Source organism: Micromonospora sp. GCM10011541 (assembly GCF_042650725.1).
Taxonomy (GTDB): Bacteria; Actinomycetota; Actinomycetes; order Mycobacteriales; family Micromonosporaceae; genus Micromonospora; species Micromonospora sicca.
Genome location: NZ_JBHSBP010000032.1, coordinates 43,002 through 60,577, shown reverse-complemented (window position 1 = coordinate 60,577; position 17,576 = coordinate 43,002). Strand labels below are relative to the sequence as shown.

The 17,576-nt window shown below is 67.0% G+C and carries 14 protein-coding genes; 12 read left to right on the top strand and 2 right to left on the bottom strand.

Annotation, left to right across the window (positions count from 1 at the left end; all coding sequences use genetic code 11):
• Positions 1-16: 16 nt before the first annotated feature.
• The 10 genes from ACFOYX_RS13310 (at position 17) to ACFOYX_RS13265 (ending at position 13,627) form a co-directional block, all read left to right on the top strand.
• Positions 17-1,114, top strand: a complete 1,098-nt coding sequence (locus ACFOYX_RS13310) for an ABC transporter substrate-binding protein (protein ID WP_322440888.1) — start codon at positions 17-19, stop codon at positions 1,112-1,114.
• Between the two features lie 68 nt (positions 1,115-1,182).
• On the top strand, positions 1,183-1,899 hold the full coding sequence (locus ACFOYX_RS13305; RefSeq protein ID WP_322440889.1) for an aspartate/glutamate racemase family protein: 717 nt from the start codon (positions 1,183-1,185) through the stop codon (positions 1,897-1,899).
• A gap of 73 nt (positions 1,900-1,972) precedes the next feature.
• A complete protein-coding gene (locus ACFOYX_RS13300) occupies positions 1,973-3,634 on the top strand; it encodes an iron ABC transporter permease (RefSeq protein WP_322440890.1) in 1,662 nt (553 codons plus the stop codon).
• A gap of 62 nt (positions 3,635-3,696) precedes the next feature.
• On the top strand, positions 3,697-4,809 hold the full coding sequence (locus tag ACFOYX_RS13295; protein WP_322440891.1) for an ABC transporter ATP-binding protein: 1,113 nt from the start codon (positions 3,697-3,699) through the stop codon (positions 4,807-4,809).
• A 647-nt stretch (positions 4,810-5,456) separates the two neighbouring features.
• Positions 5,457-6,917, top strand: coding sequence for an aldehyde dehydrogenase family protein (locus ACFOYX_RS13290; RefSeq protein ID WP_322440946.1), 1,461 nt, complete (start codon positions 5,457-5,459; stop codon positions 6,915-6,917).
• Positions 6,914-7,819: a p-hydroxycinnamoyl CoA hydratase/lyase gene (locus ACFOYX_RS13285; RefSeq protein WP_322475101.1), complete on the top strand. Its 906-nt coding sequence runs from the start codon at positions 6,914-6,916 to the stop codon at positions 7,817-7,819. The genes ACFOYX_RS13290 and ACFOYX_RS13285 overlap by 4 nt, the downstream gene beginning before the upstream one ends.
• 41 nt (positions 7,820-7,860) lie before the next feature.
• The gene (locus tag ACFOYX_RS13280; RefSeq protein ID WP_322475100.1) at positions 7,861-9,960 is read left to right on the top strand and encodes an acetate--CoA ligase family protein; all 2,100 of its coding nucleotides are present in this window, start codon (positions 7,861-7,863) and stop codon (positions 9,958-9,960) included.
• Entirely contained in the window at positions 9,957-10,700 is a 744-nt protein-coding gene (locus ACFOYX_RS13275) for an enoyl-CoA hydratase/isomerase family protein (protein WP_322440894.1), read from the top strand. Before ACFOYX_RS13280 ends, ACFOYX_RS13275 begins: the two co-directional genes overlap by 4 nt.
• A gap of 90 nt (positions 10,701-10,790) precedes the next feature.
• The gene (locus ACFOYX_RS13270; protein ID WP_322440895.1) at positions 10,791-11,879 is read left to right on the top strand and encodes an extracellular solute-binding protein; all 1,089 of its coding nucleotides are present in this window, start codon (positions 10,791-10,793) and stop codon (positions 11,877-11,879) included.
• 62 nt (positions 11,880-11,941) lie between these two features.
• The gene (locus ACFOYX_RS13265) at positions 11,942-13,627 is read left to right on the top strand and encodes an iron ABC transporter permease (RefSeq protein WP_322440896.1); all 1,686 of its coding nucleotides are present in this window, start codon (positions 11,942-11,944) and stop codon (positions 13,625-13,627) included.
• A gap of 192 nt (positions 13,628-13,819) precedes the next feature.
• On the opposite strand, the gene ACFOYX_RS13260 is transcribed toward ACFOYX_RS13265, so the two are convergent.
• Together ACFOYX_RS13260 and ACFOYX_RS13255 are read right to left on the bottom strand one after the other, a co-directional pair.
• On the bottom strand, positions 13,820-14,608 hold the full coding sequence (locus tag ACFOYX_RS13260) for a FadR/GntR family transcriptional regulator (protein WP_322440897.1): 789 nt from the start codon (positions 14,606-14,608) through the stop codon (positions 13,820-13,822).
• 307 nt (positions 14,609-14,915) lie between these two features.
• Positions 14,916-15,239 carry a 2Fe-2S iron-sulfur cluster-binding protein gene (locus ACFOYX_RS13255; RefSeq protein WP_322440898.1) on the bottom strand — a complete coding sequence of 108 codons (324 nt, stop codon included), beginning with the start codon at positions 15,237-15,239 and terminating at the stop codon, positions 14,916-14,918.
• Between the two features lie 554 nt (positions 15,240-15,793).
• Here ACFOYX_RS13255 and ACFOYX_RS13250 point away from each other — a divergent pair.
• Together ACFOYX_RS13250 and ACFOYX_RS13245 are read left to right on the top strand one after the other, a co-directional pair.
• On the top strand, positions 15,794-16,939 hold the full coding sequence (locus ACFOYX_RS13250; protein ID WP_322440899.1) for an ABC transporter ATP-binding protein: 1,146 nt from the start codon (positions 15,794-15,796) through the stop codon (positions 16,937-16,939).
• Positions 16,940-17,002: 63 nt separating this feature from the next.
• Positions 17,003-17,212, top strand: coding sequence for a hypothetical protein (locus tag ACFOYX_RS13245; RefSeq protein WP_322440900.1), 210 nt, complete (start codon positions 17,003-17,005; stop codon positions 17,210-17,212).
• The last annotated feature ends 364 nt before the right edge of the window (positions 17,213-17,576 follow it).

The following is a 17,576-nucleotide window of genomic DNA, read 5'->3' as shown; positions in this document are numbered from 1 at the left end:
CTCGAGGACGGATCACATGAAGCTTCATTGCAGGGCGCGGCGCCTCGCGGCGCCCAGGGCGGCGTTCCTGGCGCTGACGCTGGTGATGGGACTGGGCCTCGCCGCCTGCGGCGGTGACAACAGCAACGCCGGCGCCGCGGCCGAGATCTGGCCCGAGAAGACGATGGGCGAACTGGCCGACGCTGCGGCCAAGGAGGGCGAGGTCAGCTGGTACACCGTGTTCACCAAGGAGAACAGCGCGCCCATCATCGGCGCCTTCCAGAAGGCCTATCCGGGCATCAAGGTGACCACGTTGCGCCTCAGCGCCAACCAGCTCTCCAGCCGGATCCTGACCGAGCAGCGCGGTGGTCAGTTCAACGCCGATGTGGTCTCGGGCAACGCCACCTACATCGGACAGTTGCAGAAGGCTGGTGCCCTCCATGGCTTCCATGTCGCGGGCCTTCCCGCGCTGCCCTCCGGGCTGACCCTCCCCGAGGGCTACGAGGGTGTGGTGTACATCAATACCTCGGTCCTCGCGTACAACCCGCAGGCCGTCAAGGCGGCGGGCCTCACACCCCCGACGACGTGGCAGGACCTCACCAAGCCGGAGTGGAAGGGCAAGTTCTCGATCGATCCCGAGTCCGTCGACTGGTACGACAGCCTCGTTTCCAGCATGGGACACGACCAAGCCCTGGAACTGGTCAAGGCACTCGCTGCGAACTCGCCGCGGATCACCCCCAACCACACACAGCAGCTGACCGAGATGCAGGCGGGCGAGACCCTGGCTGCCGTGGCAGCGTACGGACCCGCCTCGGCGGCGTTCAAGAAGACCGACCCGACCCGGACCGACTTCGTGAACTCGAACCCGCTGCCGGCCGTGCTGACACTCTCGGGCCTCGCGAAGAAACCCCCACACCGCAACGCTGCCATGTTGTTCCAGAGCTGGCTGCTGTCAGCCGAGGGCCAGCAGGTCGTCGTCGACGCCGCGGGAAAGATCTCGATCCGTGGGGACGTCCGTAACAACACCACGCTATGGGACCCCAAGACCTGGACACCGGCCTGGGCCGACCCGTCGCGCCCGCCGGACGAGTACAACAAACTCAGCTCGGAGTTCGACAAAGCGGTTAACCCCTGAGGCGCGCCATGAAGATTATGTTCCTGAGCCAGTCTCCCTTCACCGGGGACCAAGACAAGCACGAGCGCGTGGAGAAGCTGCTGCGCGGCTACGCGTCGCCGGGTACCGAACTCGACCTGTGTTACCCGGACGACTTTGCCGGTTCTCGCGTGTTCCAGCGGATGGGTGAGCAGAGCGTGCTCACGGGTCTGCACCATGCGCTCGAGACCCCGGCGCTGGTCCGAAAGATTGTGTGGGCGCAGGTCCAGGGGTACGACGCCGTTGTGCAGAGCAACACGTTCGACCCCGGGGTCGAGGCGGGTCGGTTGGCCGTCGGCATTCCGGTCGTCGGGCTGTTCCGTACGTCGTTGCACGTGGCGACGACGCTCGCGACCCGGGTCGGGGTGATGGTGCCGCTCGACGGGCACGTCCCCTATACCTGGCGGCTGATCAATGGCTACGCGATGGACCGGTTCGTGACGAGCGTGCGTCCGATTCAGGTCTACGGTCAGGACCTGGTCTCCCGGCGCGAGGAGATCGAGTCGCTGGCGGTAGCCGTGATGAAGGAACAGGTCGAGCGCGATGGGGCCGAGATCATCATCCCGCTGGGTGGCGCCCTGATCCCGTACGTCGTCTCCCCCGAGTCGCTCAGCAGGCAGGTGGGCGTCCCCGTGCTGAACACCAAGTCGGTCGGCATCCGGTTCGCCGAAACCTGCGTCGCGATGGGCATCTCGCAGAGCGGAGCCGCCTACCCCCGTGCCGACCTGAGCCTGGACGACTTCGATGGCCACGCTGCAGCGCGCTGAGGCGGGGACCGCCTCAGCGGGACCGCGTACCCTTGTGACCTGGCTCCGACGGCGGGTGAGCACGCAGTCCGTTGTGTCGATCGTGGCCGTGCTCGTGGTGGGTTACCTGACCATCGTGCCGCTGGTGACCATGCTCTACTCGAGCCTGCGTTCGGACTTCCTCGGCACGACCGGTACCTGGACTCTCGAGCATTACCAGCGCACACTGACCGACGCGGCGTTCCGCGAGACCCTGGTGACCTCGCTGACCTACGCCGGGGGCGTCGCACTCGCTTCGGTCACCGTCGGCTTCGCGCTGGCCTGGGTCTATGTGCGGACCAACGCGCCGGCCAAACGTTTCGCACTGGTCGCCTCATTGGTGCCGCTCATCATCCCGGGCATCCTCAACACGGTCGCTTGGGGCCTGCTCTTGGCCCCCGACACCGGTCCCGTCAACGTGCTGCTCCGATACCTTGGCCTGCCGGCGTTCGACCTGTACTCGATGCACGGCATGATCCTGGTGCAGTCGATGCATGTCGCGCCCATCGCATTCCTGATGGGCGTCGCGTCGCTCTCGTCGATGGATTCCTCGCTCGAGGAGGCGGCCGCAGCCTCGGGAGCGCCCCCGGCGATGGTTTTCCGCACGATCACCTTCCCGCTGATTCGTCCCGCCGTCCTCGGCGCGATCTTCTTGATGCTGGTGCAGACGATGTCCTCGTTCGAGGTGCCGCAGCTCATCGGCTCCGCGGCCCACAAACGAGTGTTCTCCACCGAGATCTTCACGTCGCTGCGCTCGTTCCCGCCGGACTACGGGTCGGTCTCGGTGATCGGCGTCATCGTCCTGGTGATCGCCGTGCTCGGGCTCTGGGCAGCTCGGCGCCTTGGTGGTGGTGTCGAGGGACGAGGGACGATCACGGGCAAGGGCTACCGGCCCACACTCACCGATCTTGGCCGCTGGCGGTGGGTCGCGGTACTGGCGATCATGGTCTTCTTCGTCGTGACGACCGTCCTCCCGATGCTGATTCTGGCCTGGGCTTCGCTGCTCCCGAGCTACCGGCCGCTGGATCCGGCGGAAATCAAGCACCTCACGTGGGGCAACTACAGCGAGTTGTTCAACTCGTCCAGCATCTTGGGCGCGATGACGCACAGCCTGGAGATCGCCCTCGCTGCCGGGGTGGTTGTCACCGCCATCTGCGCGGTCTCGGCCTACGTCATCGTGCGCACGCACCTGCCGGGCAGGGCGACTCTGGACGCTTTCGCGACGGTGCCGATCGCCGTGCCGAACATCATCCTCGGCGTGTCGACCCTTTACTGGTACCTGGTGGCGCCGCTCCCCGTGCGGCTGTACGGAACGCTCGCGATCCTGGTGGTCGCGATGGTGACGCATGCGCTGCCCTATGGCATGCGTTACCTGGTCTCCGGCGTGAGCCAGATTAAAGCCGAGCTCGAAGAGGCCTCGCTCGCATCGGGGGCCGGGTGGGCGAGGACGTTCCGGCGGATCTACCTGCCGCTGCTCGTCCCGGCGATCACGGCCTCCTTCCTCTACACCTTCATCATCTCGTTCCGGGAGCTGTCGTCGGCGATCTTTCTCTACACCCAGAAGACAGAGGTCGTGTCGATCTCGGTCTTCGAGCTGTGGTCCGACGGCCAGTTCACCGTCGTCTCAGCGCTCGGCGTCGTCATGACCCTGATGGCCTGCGTGGTGATCGGCGCCGTCAACCTCCTGAGCCGGCGCTTCGGCGTCCGGACGTCGTAGACCGTTCCCGACGGGCGGGCGCCGTCCCGCTCCTCCTGTGCAGTGAGAGAGGTGTGGTTGGCGTGATTCGGGTCGAGGGCCTGCGTAAGAACTTCGGGAAGGCCTCCAACGCCGTTGGTGCGGTGAACGGTGTGAGCTTCGAGGTCCCTGCCGGCTCGCTGGTGAGCCTCCTGGGGCCCAGCGGGTGTGGGAAGACCACGACCCTGCGGATGATCGCGGGGCTGGAGCGTCCCACGGCCGGCCGACTGGTGATCGACGGCGAGCTGGCATTCGGCGACGCGGAGAACGTCTTCGTGCCGGTCAACAGGCGCGCCATCGGCATGGTGTTCCAGTCGTACGCGATCTGGCCACACATGACCGTGGAGCAGAACGTCGGCTACCCGTTGCGCGTGGTGCGGCCGCGCCTGCCGAAGAGCGAGCAGAAGGAGCGGGTGGCCGAAGCGCTCGACCTCGTGGGTCTCGGTGCCTACGCGGCTCGCAGCGCCACCGCGCTCTCTGGTGGTCAACAGCAGCGGGTCGCTCTCGCTCGAGCCCTGGTACGGCGCCCGAAGATCCTGCTACTCGACGAGCCGCTGAGCAACCTCGATGCCGAACTCCGGGACCGGATGCGTGACGAAATCCGGCAATTGCAGCAGCAGCTCGGGATCACCACCGTCTTTGTTACCCACGATCAGGCGGAGGCGCTGGCGATCTCCGATCAGGTGATCGTGATGGATCAAGGCCGGCTCGTGGAGTCCGGCACGCCCGAGGAGGTCTATCGGCGACCGACGAGCCATGTCACGGCCCGCTTCCTCGGGCTGTCCAACCGACTGCGGGGTGAGGTCGTCGCTGTCGGTGAAGGGACCGTCCGGGTGCGGCTCGGTGACAGCACGCTGGAGGTGGCTACCCCGGTGGCGGTGCCGACGGGATCGCCGACAGTGGTCGCCATACGTCCATCCGGGCTGCGTATCGACCGTCGGCGGATCTCTGCGGATTCGTGGCCTGGCACAGTCGAGCGCGGCATCTTCCGCGGCGACGCCTGGGACTACGCCGTCAAATTGGGTGCGGCCACGGTCTTCGTCCGCAGCTATGACCTCGACGCGCGGCTCCAGCCCGGCGAGGCGGTCTTCGTCGAGGCCCGACCAGGAGCGGCGATCCTGGTCGAAGACCTGGTGGCGGACGAGTCCCGGGGGTGACCGGGCCGAGGTCCCCGTCCGACCCTCAGCCGCTGGCCCGGATCCGTTGAGTGAGCGGGACCGCCCGATCCACGGCGCCGGCGCAGGGATCGATCGCCCGGTCTCGAGGAGCTTGCCGGCGGCCAGGTAGTCCTGCGGAGAGTCCACCGTGTCGATCGACACGAGCCGGCCGGTCCGGTAACAGCGGACGGACGAACTGCTGCTTGCGGCGTGGTCGCCTCACCGGCTCCGGTGGTGGGTCGGGTCAGCCGGCCGGACTCGCCCACTCGCAGACCAGGTCGATGTCCTGCTCGCGGTAGAGGTCCGGGTCGCGGAGGGCGGGGCCGCTATCGGTCACGGTTCCTTGCAGGAACGCTTTCGAAAGGGGCGGTGGCTGGTACGGCGGGCGTGGCTCCCCGCCAACCACGGTGACCGGCCCCCGTCGCCGAGAAGTCGCAGGCTTGCCGCAAGCCACAGCCCCGCCTGGCCCGCCCGATTACCGGTTGTGCCTGCGGCGCAACGTTTCGTCGCAGCCGTCCTCCTCGTATTTTCTCGCCCGGGGTAGAGACATTCCAGGGGTTTGGGCTTATGGTCATACCACCAAATGGTTTGTTGTAGGGTCCAGTCGAGCCAGTTGGATCGGCTGATCGCAGGGCGCAGAGGTGAGCATGGATCAGGGCCACGAAACCGAGGTTCCGCTCCGCGGAATGCTCATTGATGGCGAGATCGTCGAGGCGTCTGACGGGGCGACGATGCCGTCGGAGAATCCGACGACCGAGGCGCGGCTGGGAGCGCTGCCGGTCGCGACCACCGCGGATGTCCACCGCGCCGTCGAGGCGGCGCGGCGCGCATCCAGGAGTTGGAGCGAACTGCCGTGGGAGGAACGCGCGCGCGTGCTGCATGTGTACGCCGACGTGCTCGATGCTCACCGCGAGGATTTGGCGCTGCTCGACGCGCTCGACGCCGGTCTGCCCGTGAAGAGTATGCGTGCGGACGTGACGAGCGCCGTCGCTGAGATCCGCTACTTCGCCGGCCTGGCGAGCGAGACCAAGGGGACCACGTTCCCGTCCGGTCCGGGCGCGGTGACCTTCACCGAGTTCGTTCCGTACCCGGTCGTCGCGCGGATCGTCCCGTTCAACCATCCGATCAAGTTCGCCGCCGGGAAATGCGCGGCCGCGCTCGCCGCCGGCGCTCCGGTTGTCATCAAGCCGGGGGAGCAGACCTCGCTGTCGGCACTTCGCCTGGGTGAGTTGGTCAGGGACGTCTTTCCGGCTGGCGTCTACAACATCGTCACCGGCCCAGGCGCGACGGTGGGTGCCTTGCTCGCAGGTCACCCAGCGGTGCCGCGAGTGGCCTTCACCGGCAGCGTTGCCACCGGCGCCCGCATCACCGAGTTGGGAGCGCCGTACATCAAGCACGTCAGCCTGGAGTTGGGTGGCAAGAATCCTCTGATCGTCATGCCGGACGCCGACCCAGCGGACGCCGCGAGGGGCGCCGTCGGCGCGATGAACTTCGCCCGCTCGATGGGACAGTCCTGCGGATCCACCTCGCGTGCGTTCGTGCACGGGGACATCTACGACGACTTCGTGGCGCACCTCGTCGAGGCGGTCGCTGGCCTGAAGGTCGGGGATCCGCTGGACCCCGGAACCGACATGGGGCCGCTGGCCTTCCGCGCGCACCACAACAGGGTCCTGGAGTTCATCGAGGCCGGACGAAACGACGGTGCCAAGCTGCTGTACGGCGGGGGCCTGCCCACCGGCGTCAACCGCGGATTCTTCGTCGAGCCCACCGTGTTCGGAAACGTCGACATGACGATGCGGATCGCTCGAGAGGAGATCTTCGGCCCGGTGCTCTCGGTGCTGCGCTGGACCGACTACGAGCAGATGCTCGACGACGCGAACGGACTCGACGTCGGCCTCACCGGCAACGTCTGGACCAACGACATCTCGCTGGCCCTGAAGACCGCCCGCCGCATCGAGTCGGGCTACATCACCGTCAACGGGACGGGCAGGCGACCGTCAGGCTCGCCGTTCGGTGGATTCAAGCAAAGCGGAATCGGCAAGGAAAGCTCGCTCGACGAGCTCCTCAGCTACGGCCGGGAGCGCGCGGTGAACATCACGCTGCGGTGAGAGCGGACCGAACAGAAAGACAAGAAAAACGCCGGCGATCAGCCTGGTTGAGCGAATCGACTAGCGAAAGTAGGGGAGCTTTGTACAACACGATTCTGATCGACAAGAAGGACCGTGTCACCACCCTCACCCTCAACCGTCCAGAGAAGCGCAACGCGATGAGCCCTGAGCTGCACGCGGAGATGGTCCAGGCGCTCACCGAACTCGCGCACGACGACGAGACGGCGGTGCTGGTGATCACCGGCGCCGGCGAGTCCTTCTGCGCCGGTCAGGACCTGAAGAAGTACTTCCACGAGATCCGCGACACGCCCGCGGCGCGCGAGGCGGCCCGCAAGAACTCCCATGACTGGCGCTATCGGATCCTCAATCACTTCCCGAAGCCGACGATCGCCGCGGTCAACGGCTACTGCTTCGGCGGGGCCTTCACCGTGGTGGCGTCGTGCGACATCGCGATCGCGGCCGACGAGGCCACGTTCGGCCTGTCGGAGATCAACTTCGGCCACATTCCCGGCGGGATGGTCGCAAAGATCGTGGCCGACGCGATGATCCCGCGCCAGGCGCTCTTCTACATCCTGACCGGCCGCAAGTTCGACGGTAAGACCTCGCGCGACATCGGTTTCACGACGATGTCCGTGCCGCGCGCCAATTTGATGGACACGGTCTACGAGATCGCCGAAGAGCTGAAGGCCAAGGACCCGCTCGCCCTGCGTGCCTGCAAGGAGGCCTTCAAGCAGGTCGACCTGCGCCGGATCTCGCACGAAGAGGCCCTCTCGTGGCTGACGGCCAAGAGCGACCAGCTCATCCGGAAGCAGAGCCAGCGTGGGGGCACCGACGGCATCGAGAGTTTCTTGAAGAAGGAGTACCGCCCCGGCTTCGGCCCGGCTCCCCAGGTCAACGCCTGATGGCCGAGTTCTCACCACCCCGCACCGGCGCCGTCGACGCCTTGCTGCACCCGTCGTCGATCGCCATCGTCGGGGCCAGCGAGCGGCCTGGCGGGTGGCCTCAGCGCATCCGCGACAACCTGCGCCGGTTTGGGTACGCCGGCGTGGTGCACCCGGTGAATCCCAACCGGGAGATCGTCTGGGGCGACATCTGCTACGCGAGCCCCAGTGACCTGCCGGAGCCGGCCGACCACCTGATCGTCCTGATCCCGGCGAAGCATGCGGTCGAAGCAGTGCGTCAAGGGGCGAGGGCCGGCTCGCGGAGCGCGACGGTGTTCTCAAGCGGGCTGGACGCGGACCAGCTGGCAGAGCTGCGAGCGATTGCCGACGAGACGGGCATGGCGATCTCCGGGCCGAACTGCCTGGGGAACATTTCCGCAGTCGCCCGAATGGTCACGACGACCGACTCCCGGCTGGACAAGATCAAGGATGGTCCGGTGGCTGTGGTCGGCCAGAGCGGAGGCGTCGTCACGGCGTTGCACCGTGCGCTGGTCAGCCGCGGCGTCGGCGTGCGCTACATGGTCTCCAGCGGCAACGAGACCGCTCTCACCACCGCGGACTACATCCGGTACTTCGCCGCGGACGACCAGGTCCGCGTCGTGGCGGCCTTCGTCGAGAGCGTGCGAGACCGGGACGCCTTCTTCGCGGCGTGCGACGAACTCGCCGCTCGTGGGAAGCGCCTGGTGGCGCTCAAGGTCGGCCGGTCGGAGGCGAGCCGGCTGGCGGCCGCCAGCCATACGGGCGCCCTGGCCGGATCGTTCGCCGCCTTCACGGCGGTGGCGGCCGCGCACGGCGTGGTTGTCGTGCCGTCGCTCGACGTCGCGGTCGAGGCATGCGAGCTGCTGTCGCGGGTGCCGGCCCCGTCCGGCGGCAGCGTCGGTGTGGTCGCGGTGTCCGGCGGCGTGCGAGAGCTGGCCCTCGACAGCGCCGCACTGCACGGGGTCGAGCTTGCCTCGCTTGCCGAGGCGACCCAGGAGCGGATATCTAAGATCATCGGGCCGGACATGGAGGTCAGCAACCCGCTCGACAGTGGATACGCCGGCCTCTCCGACCCGGCGAACCTGGTGGCGTGCGTCGAGGCGATGGCCGACGACCCCGCGGTCGGAATGGTGTTGCTGCAGGAGGAGTTGCTCGGAGTGCGGGCGCCGCACAAGGAACGAGCCCTCCGATTGTTCGACGACTCCTTCCCCGGAGGAAGGACGGTTGGGGCACAGGTGCCTGTCGCGCTGTTCTCGATGACGTCCACCAACGTCACGGAGATCGGCCGGGAGATCCGCGACTCGCTGCCGAACCTCGCATTCGTCCAAGGGATAGACAACGCGGTCGCGATCGCCGGAGCGTTGCTCTCGGTCCGGCCGCACCTCACTGCGCCGGGGGGCCCGGCTTCCGCGACCACGTCAGCGACCGCCGACCCAGCCCGCTCGCTGCTGCGTGAGCTGCCAGAGGTCCTCACCGAGGCCGATGCCAAGCGTCTGTTGGCCCTGTACGGCGTGACCGCTCCGGAGGAGGCAGTCGTCGCTTCCCCCGAGGAGGCGGCGGCGTGGGCCAGCGGACACGGGCCGGGACCGTTCGTCGTCAAGGTCGTCGCCTCCGGCCTGCACCACAAGTCGGAGAGCGGCGGGGTGCGGCTGGGTCTCGTCGACCCCGAGGCCGTGGCGTCCGCCGCCGCCGAGGTGGTGGCGAAGCACCCGGGGCTCGACGGACTCCTCGTCGCCAAACAGGTCGTCGGCGGGATCGAGCTGATCGTCGGCTTCCAGAACGACCGCGAGGTGGGGCCCGTCGTGGCGGTCGGTCTGGGCGGGACCGCTGTGGAGCTGTATGGCGATCTCAGCCTCCTACCGGCCAGGTGTACGCCCCAGGAGGCGAGGGCGGCGCTCGACAAGACGGCCGCGGGTCCTGTGCTTGCCGGCTGGCGCGGAGCGGCAGGCGGTGACGTTGATGCGGCTGTTGACGTGATCTGCGCCATGGCCCAGTTGGCGGGGGACCTCGGCGACGAATTGGAGTCGGTCGAGATCAACCCCCTCGTCGTACTGCCGCCGGGCCAGGGCGCGATGGCGCTCGACGCGTTGTGCCTCGGGTTGCCGAGGGAGGCCGCATCGTGAGCGCAGACCGACCGGATCAGGCGGCCGAGCCGGGCATGACCTTCTCGGTAAAGGACGGCGTCGGCCTGCTCACTCTTGACCGTCCGGCCAAGCACAACGCACTCAGTACCCGCATGCGGTCGACGCTGCTCGAGATTCTCGAGGCCATCGGCACCGACAATTCTGTCCGCGTCGTGGTGCTCCGAGGCAACGGCCCGTCGTTCTGTGCCGGCGTGGACATCAAAGAGGCCCGTCCGCCGGAGCCGTCCAAGCGGAACGCTCTCTGGACCCGGGAACACGACAACCTCGGCGCAGCCATCGGCTGCCTACCCGTCCCGGTCGTCGCGGTGCTGCGCGGGAACGTGCTGGGTCGCGGGCTCGACCTCGCGCTGGCAGCCGACCTCCGCATCGGTACGCCGGAGGCTCGCCTCGCCTACCCGGAGGTCGAGCGCGGGATGATCGTCGGCGGGGGTGGCGCCCGTCGGCTTGTTCGTCTCGTAGGGGAGTCACGCGCCATGGACATGGTGCTGTGCGGAAAGATCCTCGACGGCCGAACGGCGCACGAGTGGGGCCTGGTGACCCGGCTCGTAGACGACTCGGAACTCGAGGAAGCTGCCTTGGCCCTGGCCTATCGGCTGGCCAAACAGCCGGCGCTGGCCACGTACATGGCGAAGGTGACCGTTCGGAGCGCGTTGGACGCATCGGCTGCGGTTGGTGCGTGGACGGACAGCGCGTTCAACGTTCTCGGACTCTCCGAGTAGGTCCCGGGTCGTCGAGCAGGTCTCGGTGCGTCGGTGAAACCCCTGTCGAACCGGCTTCAGTGGCGGAACGGAAGGCAAAGGAGCAAACACATGAGAAAGATGAGCATTGCGGCTCTCGCCTTGGTGATCGGAACGTCGGCGCTGGCCGGCTGCGGTAGGGATGCGTCGGCCGACGTGTCGGCGGAGGTAGCGAAGATCGATCAGCAGTCGGGCCCCGCCCGAGAGCAGGCGCTCTACGCCAAGGCCAAGGACGAGGGCAGCGTCACCTGGTACACCGGGTTGATCCCCAACCAGGTGGTCATTCCGATCAAGGAGGCGTTCGAGAAGAAGTACCCGGGCGTCGAGTTGAAGTATTACCGCGGGGGAAGCTCCGAAATCGCCCAGAAGATGCTGCTCGAGGCGAAGGCGCGCGCTCCCAAGTCGGACGTCTGGGACGGTGCGCACGCCGGCGAGGCGTTGAAGGGTGCCCGAGCCGCCGAGAAGTACGACTCGCCGTACGCCGAGGACTACCCGAACGACCAGAAGGACCCGGACGGCTACTGGACCGCGGTCAACATCTACGTCAAGGGCATCGCCTACAACACCGACCGAGTCAAGCCGGCGGACGCGCCGAAGACCTTCGACGACCTGCTCGACCCGAAGTGGAAGGGGCAGGTGGCCTGGACGCCGGAGGCGACCGGTGGCGCGGACTTCATCGGCAACGTGCTGAACACGCTCGGCGAGCAGCAGGGCGAAGAGTTCCTGCGGAAGCTGGCCGGCCAGAAGCTGAAAGTCGTCCAGGTCAGCTCGCGTGAGCTTCTCAACCAGGCGATTGCCGGGCAGTACCCGATCGTGCTGCAGGTCTTCAACAATCACGTCGCACTGAGCAAGAAGGACGGCTCGCACGTCGCATTCTCCGCCCTCAACGCCGCGAGCAAGGAACTCAACCCGCTGGGCCTGACGGCCGGCGCCGCGCACCCGTTCGCCGCTCGTCTGCTGATCGACTTCCTACTCTCGCCCGAGGGACAGGCGGTCTTCCGCGACGCTGCCTACATTCCGGCCAGCCCGGACGTGAGACCCACCGACCCCGATCTGGACCCGGAGTCCGGCCGCTTCAAGACGACGCTGCTGAGCCCGGCGCAGATCGAGAAGGACAGTGGCCGGTGGATGGACCTCTTCGACAAGGTCAACGCCGGCTAGCCAGATCACGCCCGTCGCCGGGGCACCGGGTCACCGCCCCGGCGACGAGTGAGGAGGAGTACATGAGAACCCGGTTCGTTGGTTGGTTTGTCCTAGTGCTCGGCGTCGTGCTCGCCGCCGTGATGGCGCCCATCCTGTGGCAGTTGATCGCCGGTAGCCTCACCGAAGGCATGCTGGTTGACTCGCGGGTGTGGACCCTGGAGAACTTCAGGGAACTCTTCGGTGACAGCTCGAACATCCACGCCGCGGTGAACACCGTCGTGTTCGCCATCGGGTCTGCGCTGCTCGCGATCCTGATCGGCGGAACCCAGGCATGGCTGGCCGAACGTACCAACGCGCCGTTTCGCACCCTGGCCTACCTGGGCGCAGTCATCCTGATCGGCACGCCGTACCTCGTCTACGTGATCTCGTGGACGCTGATCCTGGGACGGAACGGGCTGGTGAACTCGATCCTGGGACAGCTAACAGGATCGGACAATCCGTCGATCATCACCGTCAACAGCCTGCCGGGGATGATCTTCATCGAGGGGCTGATCTGGTCGCCGCTGGCCTTCTTGCTGATCGTCAGCGCGTTCAAGCGGGCGAACCCCGCCCTCGAGGAAGCGGCCCAGATGTCGGGCGCCGGCACCTTCACCGTGTTGCGCCGAATCACCCTCCCGCTGGCCTGGCCTGCCATCCTCGCGGTCGGTCTGCTGGCGTTCGTCCGTGTGATGGAGGCGTTCGAGGTGCCCGCCATCGTGGGCCTGCCGGGCGGCGTCGAGGTCGTCACAACGAAGGTCTACCAGACGATCCGGCGCGGGATCACCCCCGACTACGGCTTCGCCAATGCCTTGTCGGTGACCCTCATGCTCGTTGTCGGCGTCCTGCTGTGGCGCTACAACCGTCTGTCGAAGAGGGCCGAGCGCTACCAGGTGGTGAGCGGAGAGGCCTACCGGCCGGGCGTCATGGACTTCGGGCGATGGCGCTACGCCTACGGTGCCGTGTCCGTGGTGCTCTTCGGAATCCTCGTCGCCCTCCCGATCGTCGTCCTGGCATGGGCCGCCTTCGTGCCGGTCTTCCAAGGCTTCAACTCGAGCATGTTCAATTTCGTACTGCAGAACTTCCGCTGGGCTCTGAGTACCCCATCGCTCGTGGAGGGGGCGATGAACACCATCCTGCTGTGCGCGATCGCGTCCGTGGCCGCGAGCCTCATTACGTGCCTGGTGGCGTGGCTTGTCGTACGGCGGACCCCAGCCAGTGCGCTGCTGGACCAGTTGGTGAGTGTGCCTCTGATCATCCCCGGCATCGTTGTCGGCATCGCGATCGCCCAGGTCGGCCTGGCCTCGCCCATCCCGGTGTACGGGACGATCTGGATCCTGATGTTCGGCTACTTCGTGACGTTCCTGCCGTTCACGATGAGGTTCGCCTACGCCGGAGTGATCCAGATCAGAGCCGACTTGGAGGAGGCTGCGCTGGTGTCGGGAGCCAGCCGGTTCCGGCTGTTCGTCCGGGTCGTCCTCCCCCTGCTGGCGACCTCGCTGCTCACCGGAGGAATCTTCGCGTTCATGCAGGGTGCCCGGGCGCTTTCGATGCCGATCTTCCTGGCCTCGCCGGACTCTCCGGTCGCTGCCGTCTCCTTGTACGACGCGTTCGTCAACGGCAGCACCACGCAAGTCGCGGCATTCGGACTTCTCTGGATGCTCGTGATGGTAACGATGTCCGGCCTGATCTTCGCTTTCGCGAAGCGAAGCAACGTATCGCTCTACTGACTCTCCGCGTCGCGATTTCGCGGGCACCGGGAACCGGTTCCGGTATCTCGGCTACGACACCGTTCACGTCTTCGACAATGCCAGCGGCCCTGCCGCGTCTGACGTCGGCTCCTCACGCCGGGTCGGGCGCACTCGCACGGCAGACGGCGGCGGGTTTCCAGAAACCCGCCGCCGTGGTGGTCCTTCCGGCCCTCAGGGCGATCGGACGGGCTCGGGGTCGGACACGTCCGCCGACGTTGCCTGGGTCTGGACGCGGGCTGCCGTGCGGTCGAGGTGAACACGCACGATCTGCTGAGCCCGCTCCAGGTCACGGTCCCGGATCGCTTCGGCGATCTCCAGATGCTCTGTGGTGCCCCGTTTGCCCATGAGCGGTGCGGCGACCTTGGCCTCGTGAAGCGACATCAACATCGGGCCGTGGAAACTGTGCACCAGCATCGCGATGGCCGGGTTGTGGGTGCACTCAGCCAGGCGTACGTGGAACGCGGCCGACATCTCCATGGTGTACTCGCCGGCGTCCACGGCCTTCCGGCCCTCTTCCACCATCGCCAGCAGCGCCTGCACGTCGGCGTCGGTGGCCCGCTCCATCGCGAGCGGAAGCACGCCCAGCTCGACGATCTTGCGGGCCTCGGTCACGTTGGGGGCGGTCAGGCGGGACACGCTCAGCAAATCGGCGAGCCCTTCCCCGAGCTGTTCGGGCGAGGGCGTAGTCACGAAGGCGCCGCCGCGGGCCCCGACCCGGATCGTGACTAGTCCGCCCGCCTCCAGCATGCGTAGCGCTTCGCGGACGGTGACCCGGCTGACGGCGAACCGCTGGCACAGGTCACGCTCACTGGGGAGTCGGTCGCCCGGCTTGAGTCTGCCGTCATGGATCAACATCTTGATCTGGTCGACGATGACTCGCGACGCGCGGTCGATGTTCACGCGACTGAACATGTCGTCGGACGTGTCGGAGCCCTCGCTGATCCTGAAGTTCGACGCCATCGTCGGCTCCTCGGTCGGGTGAAGATTGATGGACCAATGGTATGCCATTGGACGCGCGAGCCCGGTGATCCTCGCTGACCCTGACCGATCTCGTGAAGTCGTACGGGAGCCGATGCGGGCGCCCGGCGGCAGGGGCTCGGTATTCGCTGTGAACGGCTTGAGCTTCGATGTCCGGCCTGGTGGGCTGTTTCACCCTTCCCGGTCATGCGTCGAACAGGGTGATGGGTCCGTCGTCGCCGTAGTCGCGCAGGGACACCGCCAACTGGGACGCCGGCGTGGCTCGCGCCGACGATGAGTGCTCCGCCGCTCACGGTTGTTCGTCCGGAAGCTCGACGGTCAGGCCGTCCAGGGCCTCGGTGACGGTGATCTGGCAGGACAGGCGGCTCGTCGGCCGGCGGTCCGACACCGCGAGGTCCAGCATGTCGTCCTCGAGATCGTTCGCAGGACCGACGAGCGGCAGGAAGTCCTCGTCGACGTAGACGTGGCAGGTCGCACAGGAGCTATTACCTCCGCATTCGCCGACGATGCCGCGCACGCCGTTCCTGACGGCCGTGACCATGACCGAGTCGCCAACCGTCGCATCTATCGTGCGTGGGGTTCCACCGACGGTGACAAAGGTGACCTTGGGCACTAGACGGCTTCCTCTCCGGTAATGGTCTTACCATGCTGCCTTCTGACTTTCTCTGGCGCATCTCTCTTTGCTTCTTGACCCACAGGTAACGCTTCTGTAACGTCTCGAACCAAAGGTTAGACCTTTAGTCCTCGGCAGGATCTACTCGTCGTGACCACCACCACAGGAGGCGCTGTGCGACGATCACCTTCCGGTCGTACCCGGCGAGAGTCCTCGGCGTATCAGATGACGCGTACGGGACCAGGCACGACGACCGCGCCGCGGCCGTGGCCAGGCGCTCGATCACGGAGGTCGTGCGTCGCCTACTGGCGAGCTGACCACGCCGGTGGTGGGGAGAAAACGTCCAGTTGGCCGCTTCGGGTGGCCCACGTCCAGCCCATCGTCACGGGACCAAACGGGGTCGCCTCATGAAGACGGCGGCAAACGGGCCATGGCGATGCCTTCGTGGACTGGGAGTGCCCCAAGTGCCTTACAAGCTCGGCGCCAAGGTCGGGCTGCGGCAGGACTGAGCCGCGGGCTGCGATCAGTCCGCCGGCTGCTATCAGGAGGACAAGATGTTGCGCATCGACAATCTCGTCAAGACCTTCGACGGCGAGCGTCGCCGGCGTCGTGCACTTTCGTCCGGCGCTGAGGAGCGGGTGTTCGCCGTCAACGACATCGGCTTCAAGGTCGAAGAGGGCGAGCTTTTCACCCTGCTGGGCCCGTCCGGGTGCGGCAAGACGACCACCCTCCGTTCCATCGCCGGACTTGAGAGCCCTGACTCCGGCACCATCGAGGTCGGCGACCGGGTCTTCTTTTCGGGCGCTGCGGGCAGGAAGACGGTCAACGTGCCCGCGAACGAGCGCGGGCTGGGCATGGTCTTCCAGTCCTATGCGATCTGGCCGCACATGTCGGTGTTCGACAATGTGGCGTTCCCGTTGCAGGTGAAGAAGCGCCGCGAGCGGCCGGGCAAGCGGGAAATCGCCGAGCGGGTGATGCGGGTGCTGGAGACGATGGAGCTAGGCAGCTATGCCGACCGTCAGGCCACCAAGCTCTCCGGCGGGCAGCAGCAGCGGCTCGCCCTCGCCCGCGCGCTCGTCATGGAGCCCCCACTGCTGCTGCTCGACGAGCCGCTGTCCAATCTCGACGCGAAGCTGCGGGAGTCCCTGCGTTACGAGCTCAAGCGGCTGCAGCGGGAGCTCGGCATCACCTCGGTGTACGTCACCCACGACCAGACGGAGGCACTGGTCCTCAGCACCTCGATCGCGGTGATGCGCAGCGGCAAGGTCGTTCAACTGGGCCGGCCCCGGGAGATCTACGAGAATCCCAACTGCAAGTTCGTCGCCGAGTTCATCGGCACGTCGAACTTCATTGCTGGCAACGTCGTGGCGAAGGACGGCGAGCGGTACTCCGTCGGCACCGAGGACGGGCAGCTCCTGGTCGATTCGGCGGCGGACCTACCGGTCGGCGCCGACGTCATCGTCTCGATCCGGCCCGAGGCGGTGGAGGTCAGCACCAGCTCGCGGGCGGGTGCGGTGCCGAACGAGTGGACGGGGACCGTGCTGACCCGGGCCTTCCTCGGGGAGGCCGTCGACCATGTGGTCAAGGTCGGCACGCACGAGATCCGGGCCCGGGGCAACCCCTCGGTCTCGATCGAGCAGGGGACCTCGATCTACCTGCGCCTGGATCCCAGCAAGCTGGCCCTGGTGCCCGTGGGTTGAGGCGGTCACGCGTGGCGCTGCCCGTGGTCCTGCACAACCGTGACTTCAACCCCTACTGGGGGAGTGGTCCTCTCCGAGATCGGCACCCGGGGCACCGTCGCCGCCAACCTCTGCCAGGTCTACGACCTGACCGGCGCCATCGCGTACACCGGCCCGGTCGGTGTCGGACAGGCTGTCGCGCTGCTCGTGCTCAGCCCGCTCGGTGGGGCGGCTGGTAGAAGGCGATCACCCGGCACCGCAGGCCTCGTCCGGTGTCTCGATCTGGCCCGTTGACGTACGTCACACCTGTGGGATAATGGTCAGGCCATTAGGCAACAAGGAGGACGTGCCGCGTGCCGAAGGTCGTGTATGTGGGCAGTGACGGCGACGAGCGTGTGATCGACGCCAGCGTCGGCGAGAACGTCATTGAGCGCGCTCTGTGCATCGGCGTCCCCGGCATCATCGGCGCTGCGGCGGCAACAACTCCTGCGCCACCTGCGATGTGGGTCCGCGAGGGGTTATTCGAGGCCGTCGGCGGGCCGGGTGACCTCGAGGAGGACCTGCTCGACCCTCGGTGTCACCAGCCGCCGCGACTGCAGCCGCCTCGGTTGCCAGATCGAGATCACCGACGCGCTCGACGGGCTCACGGTCGAGGTGC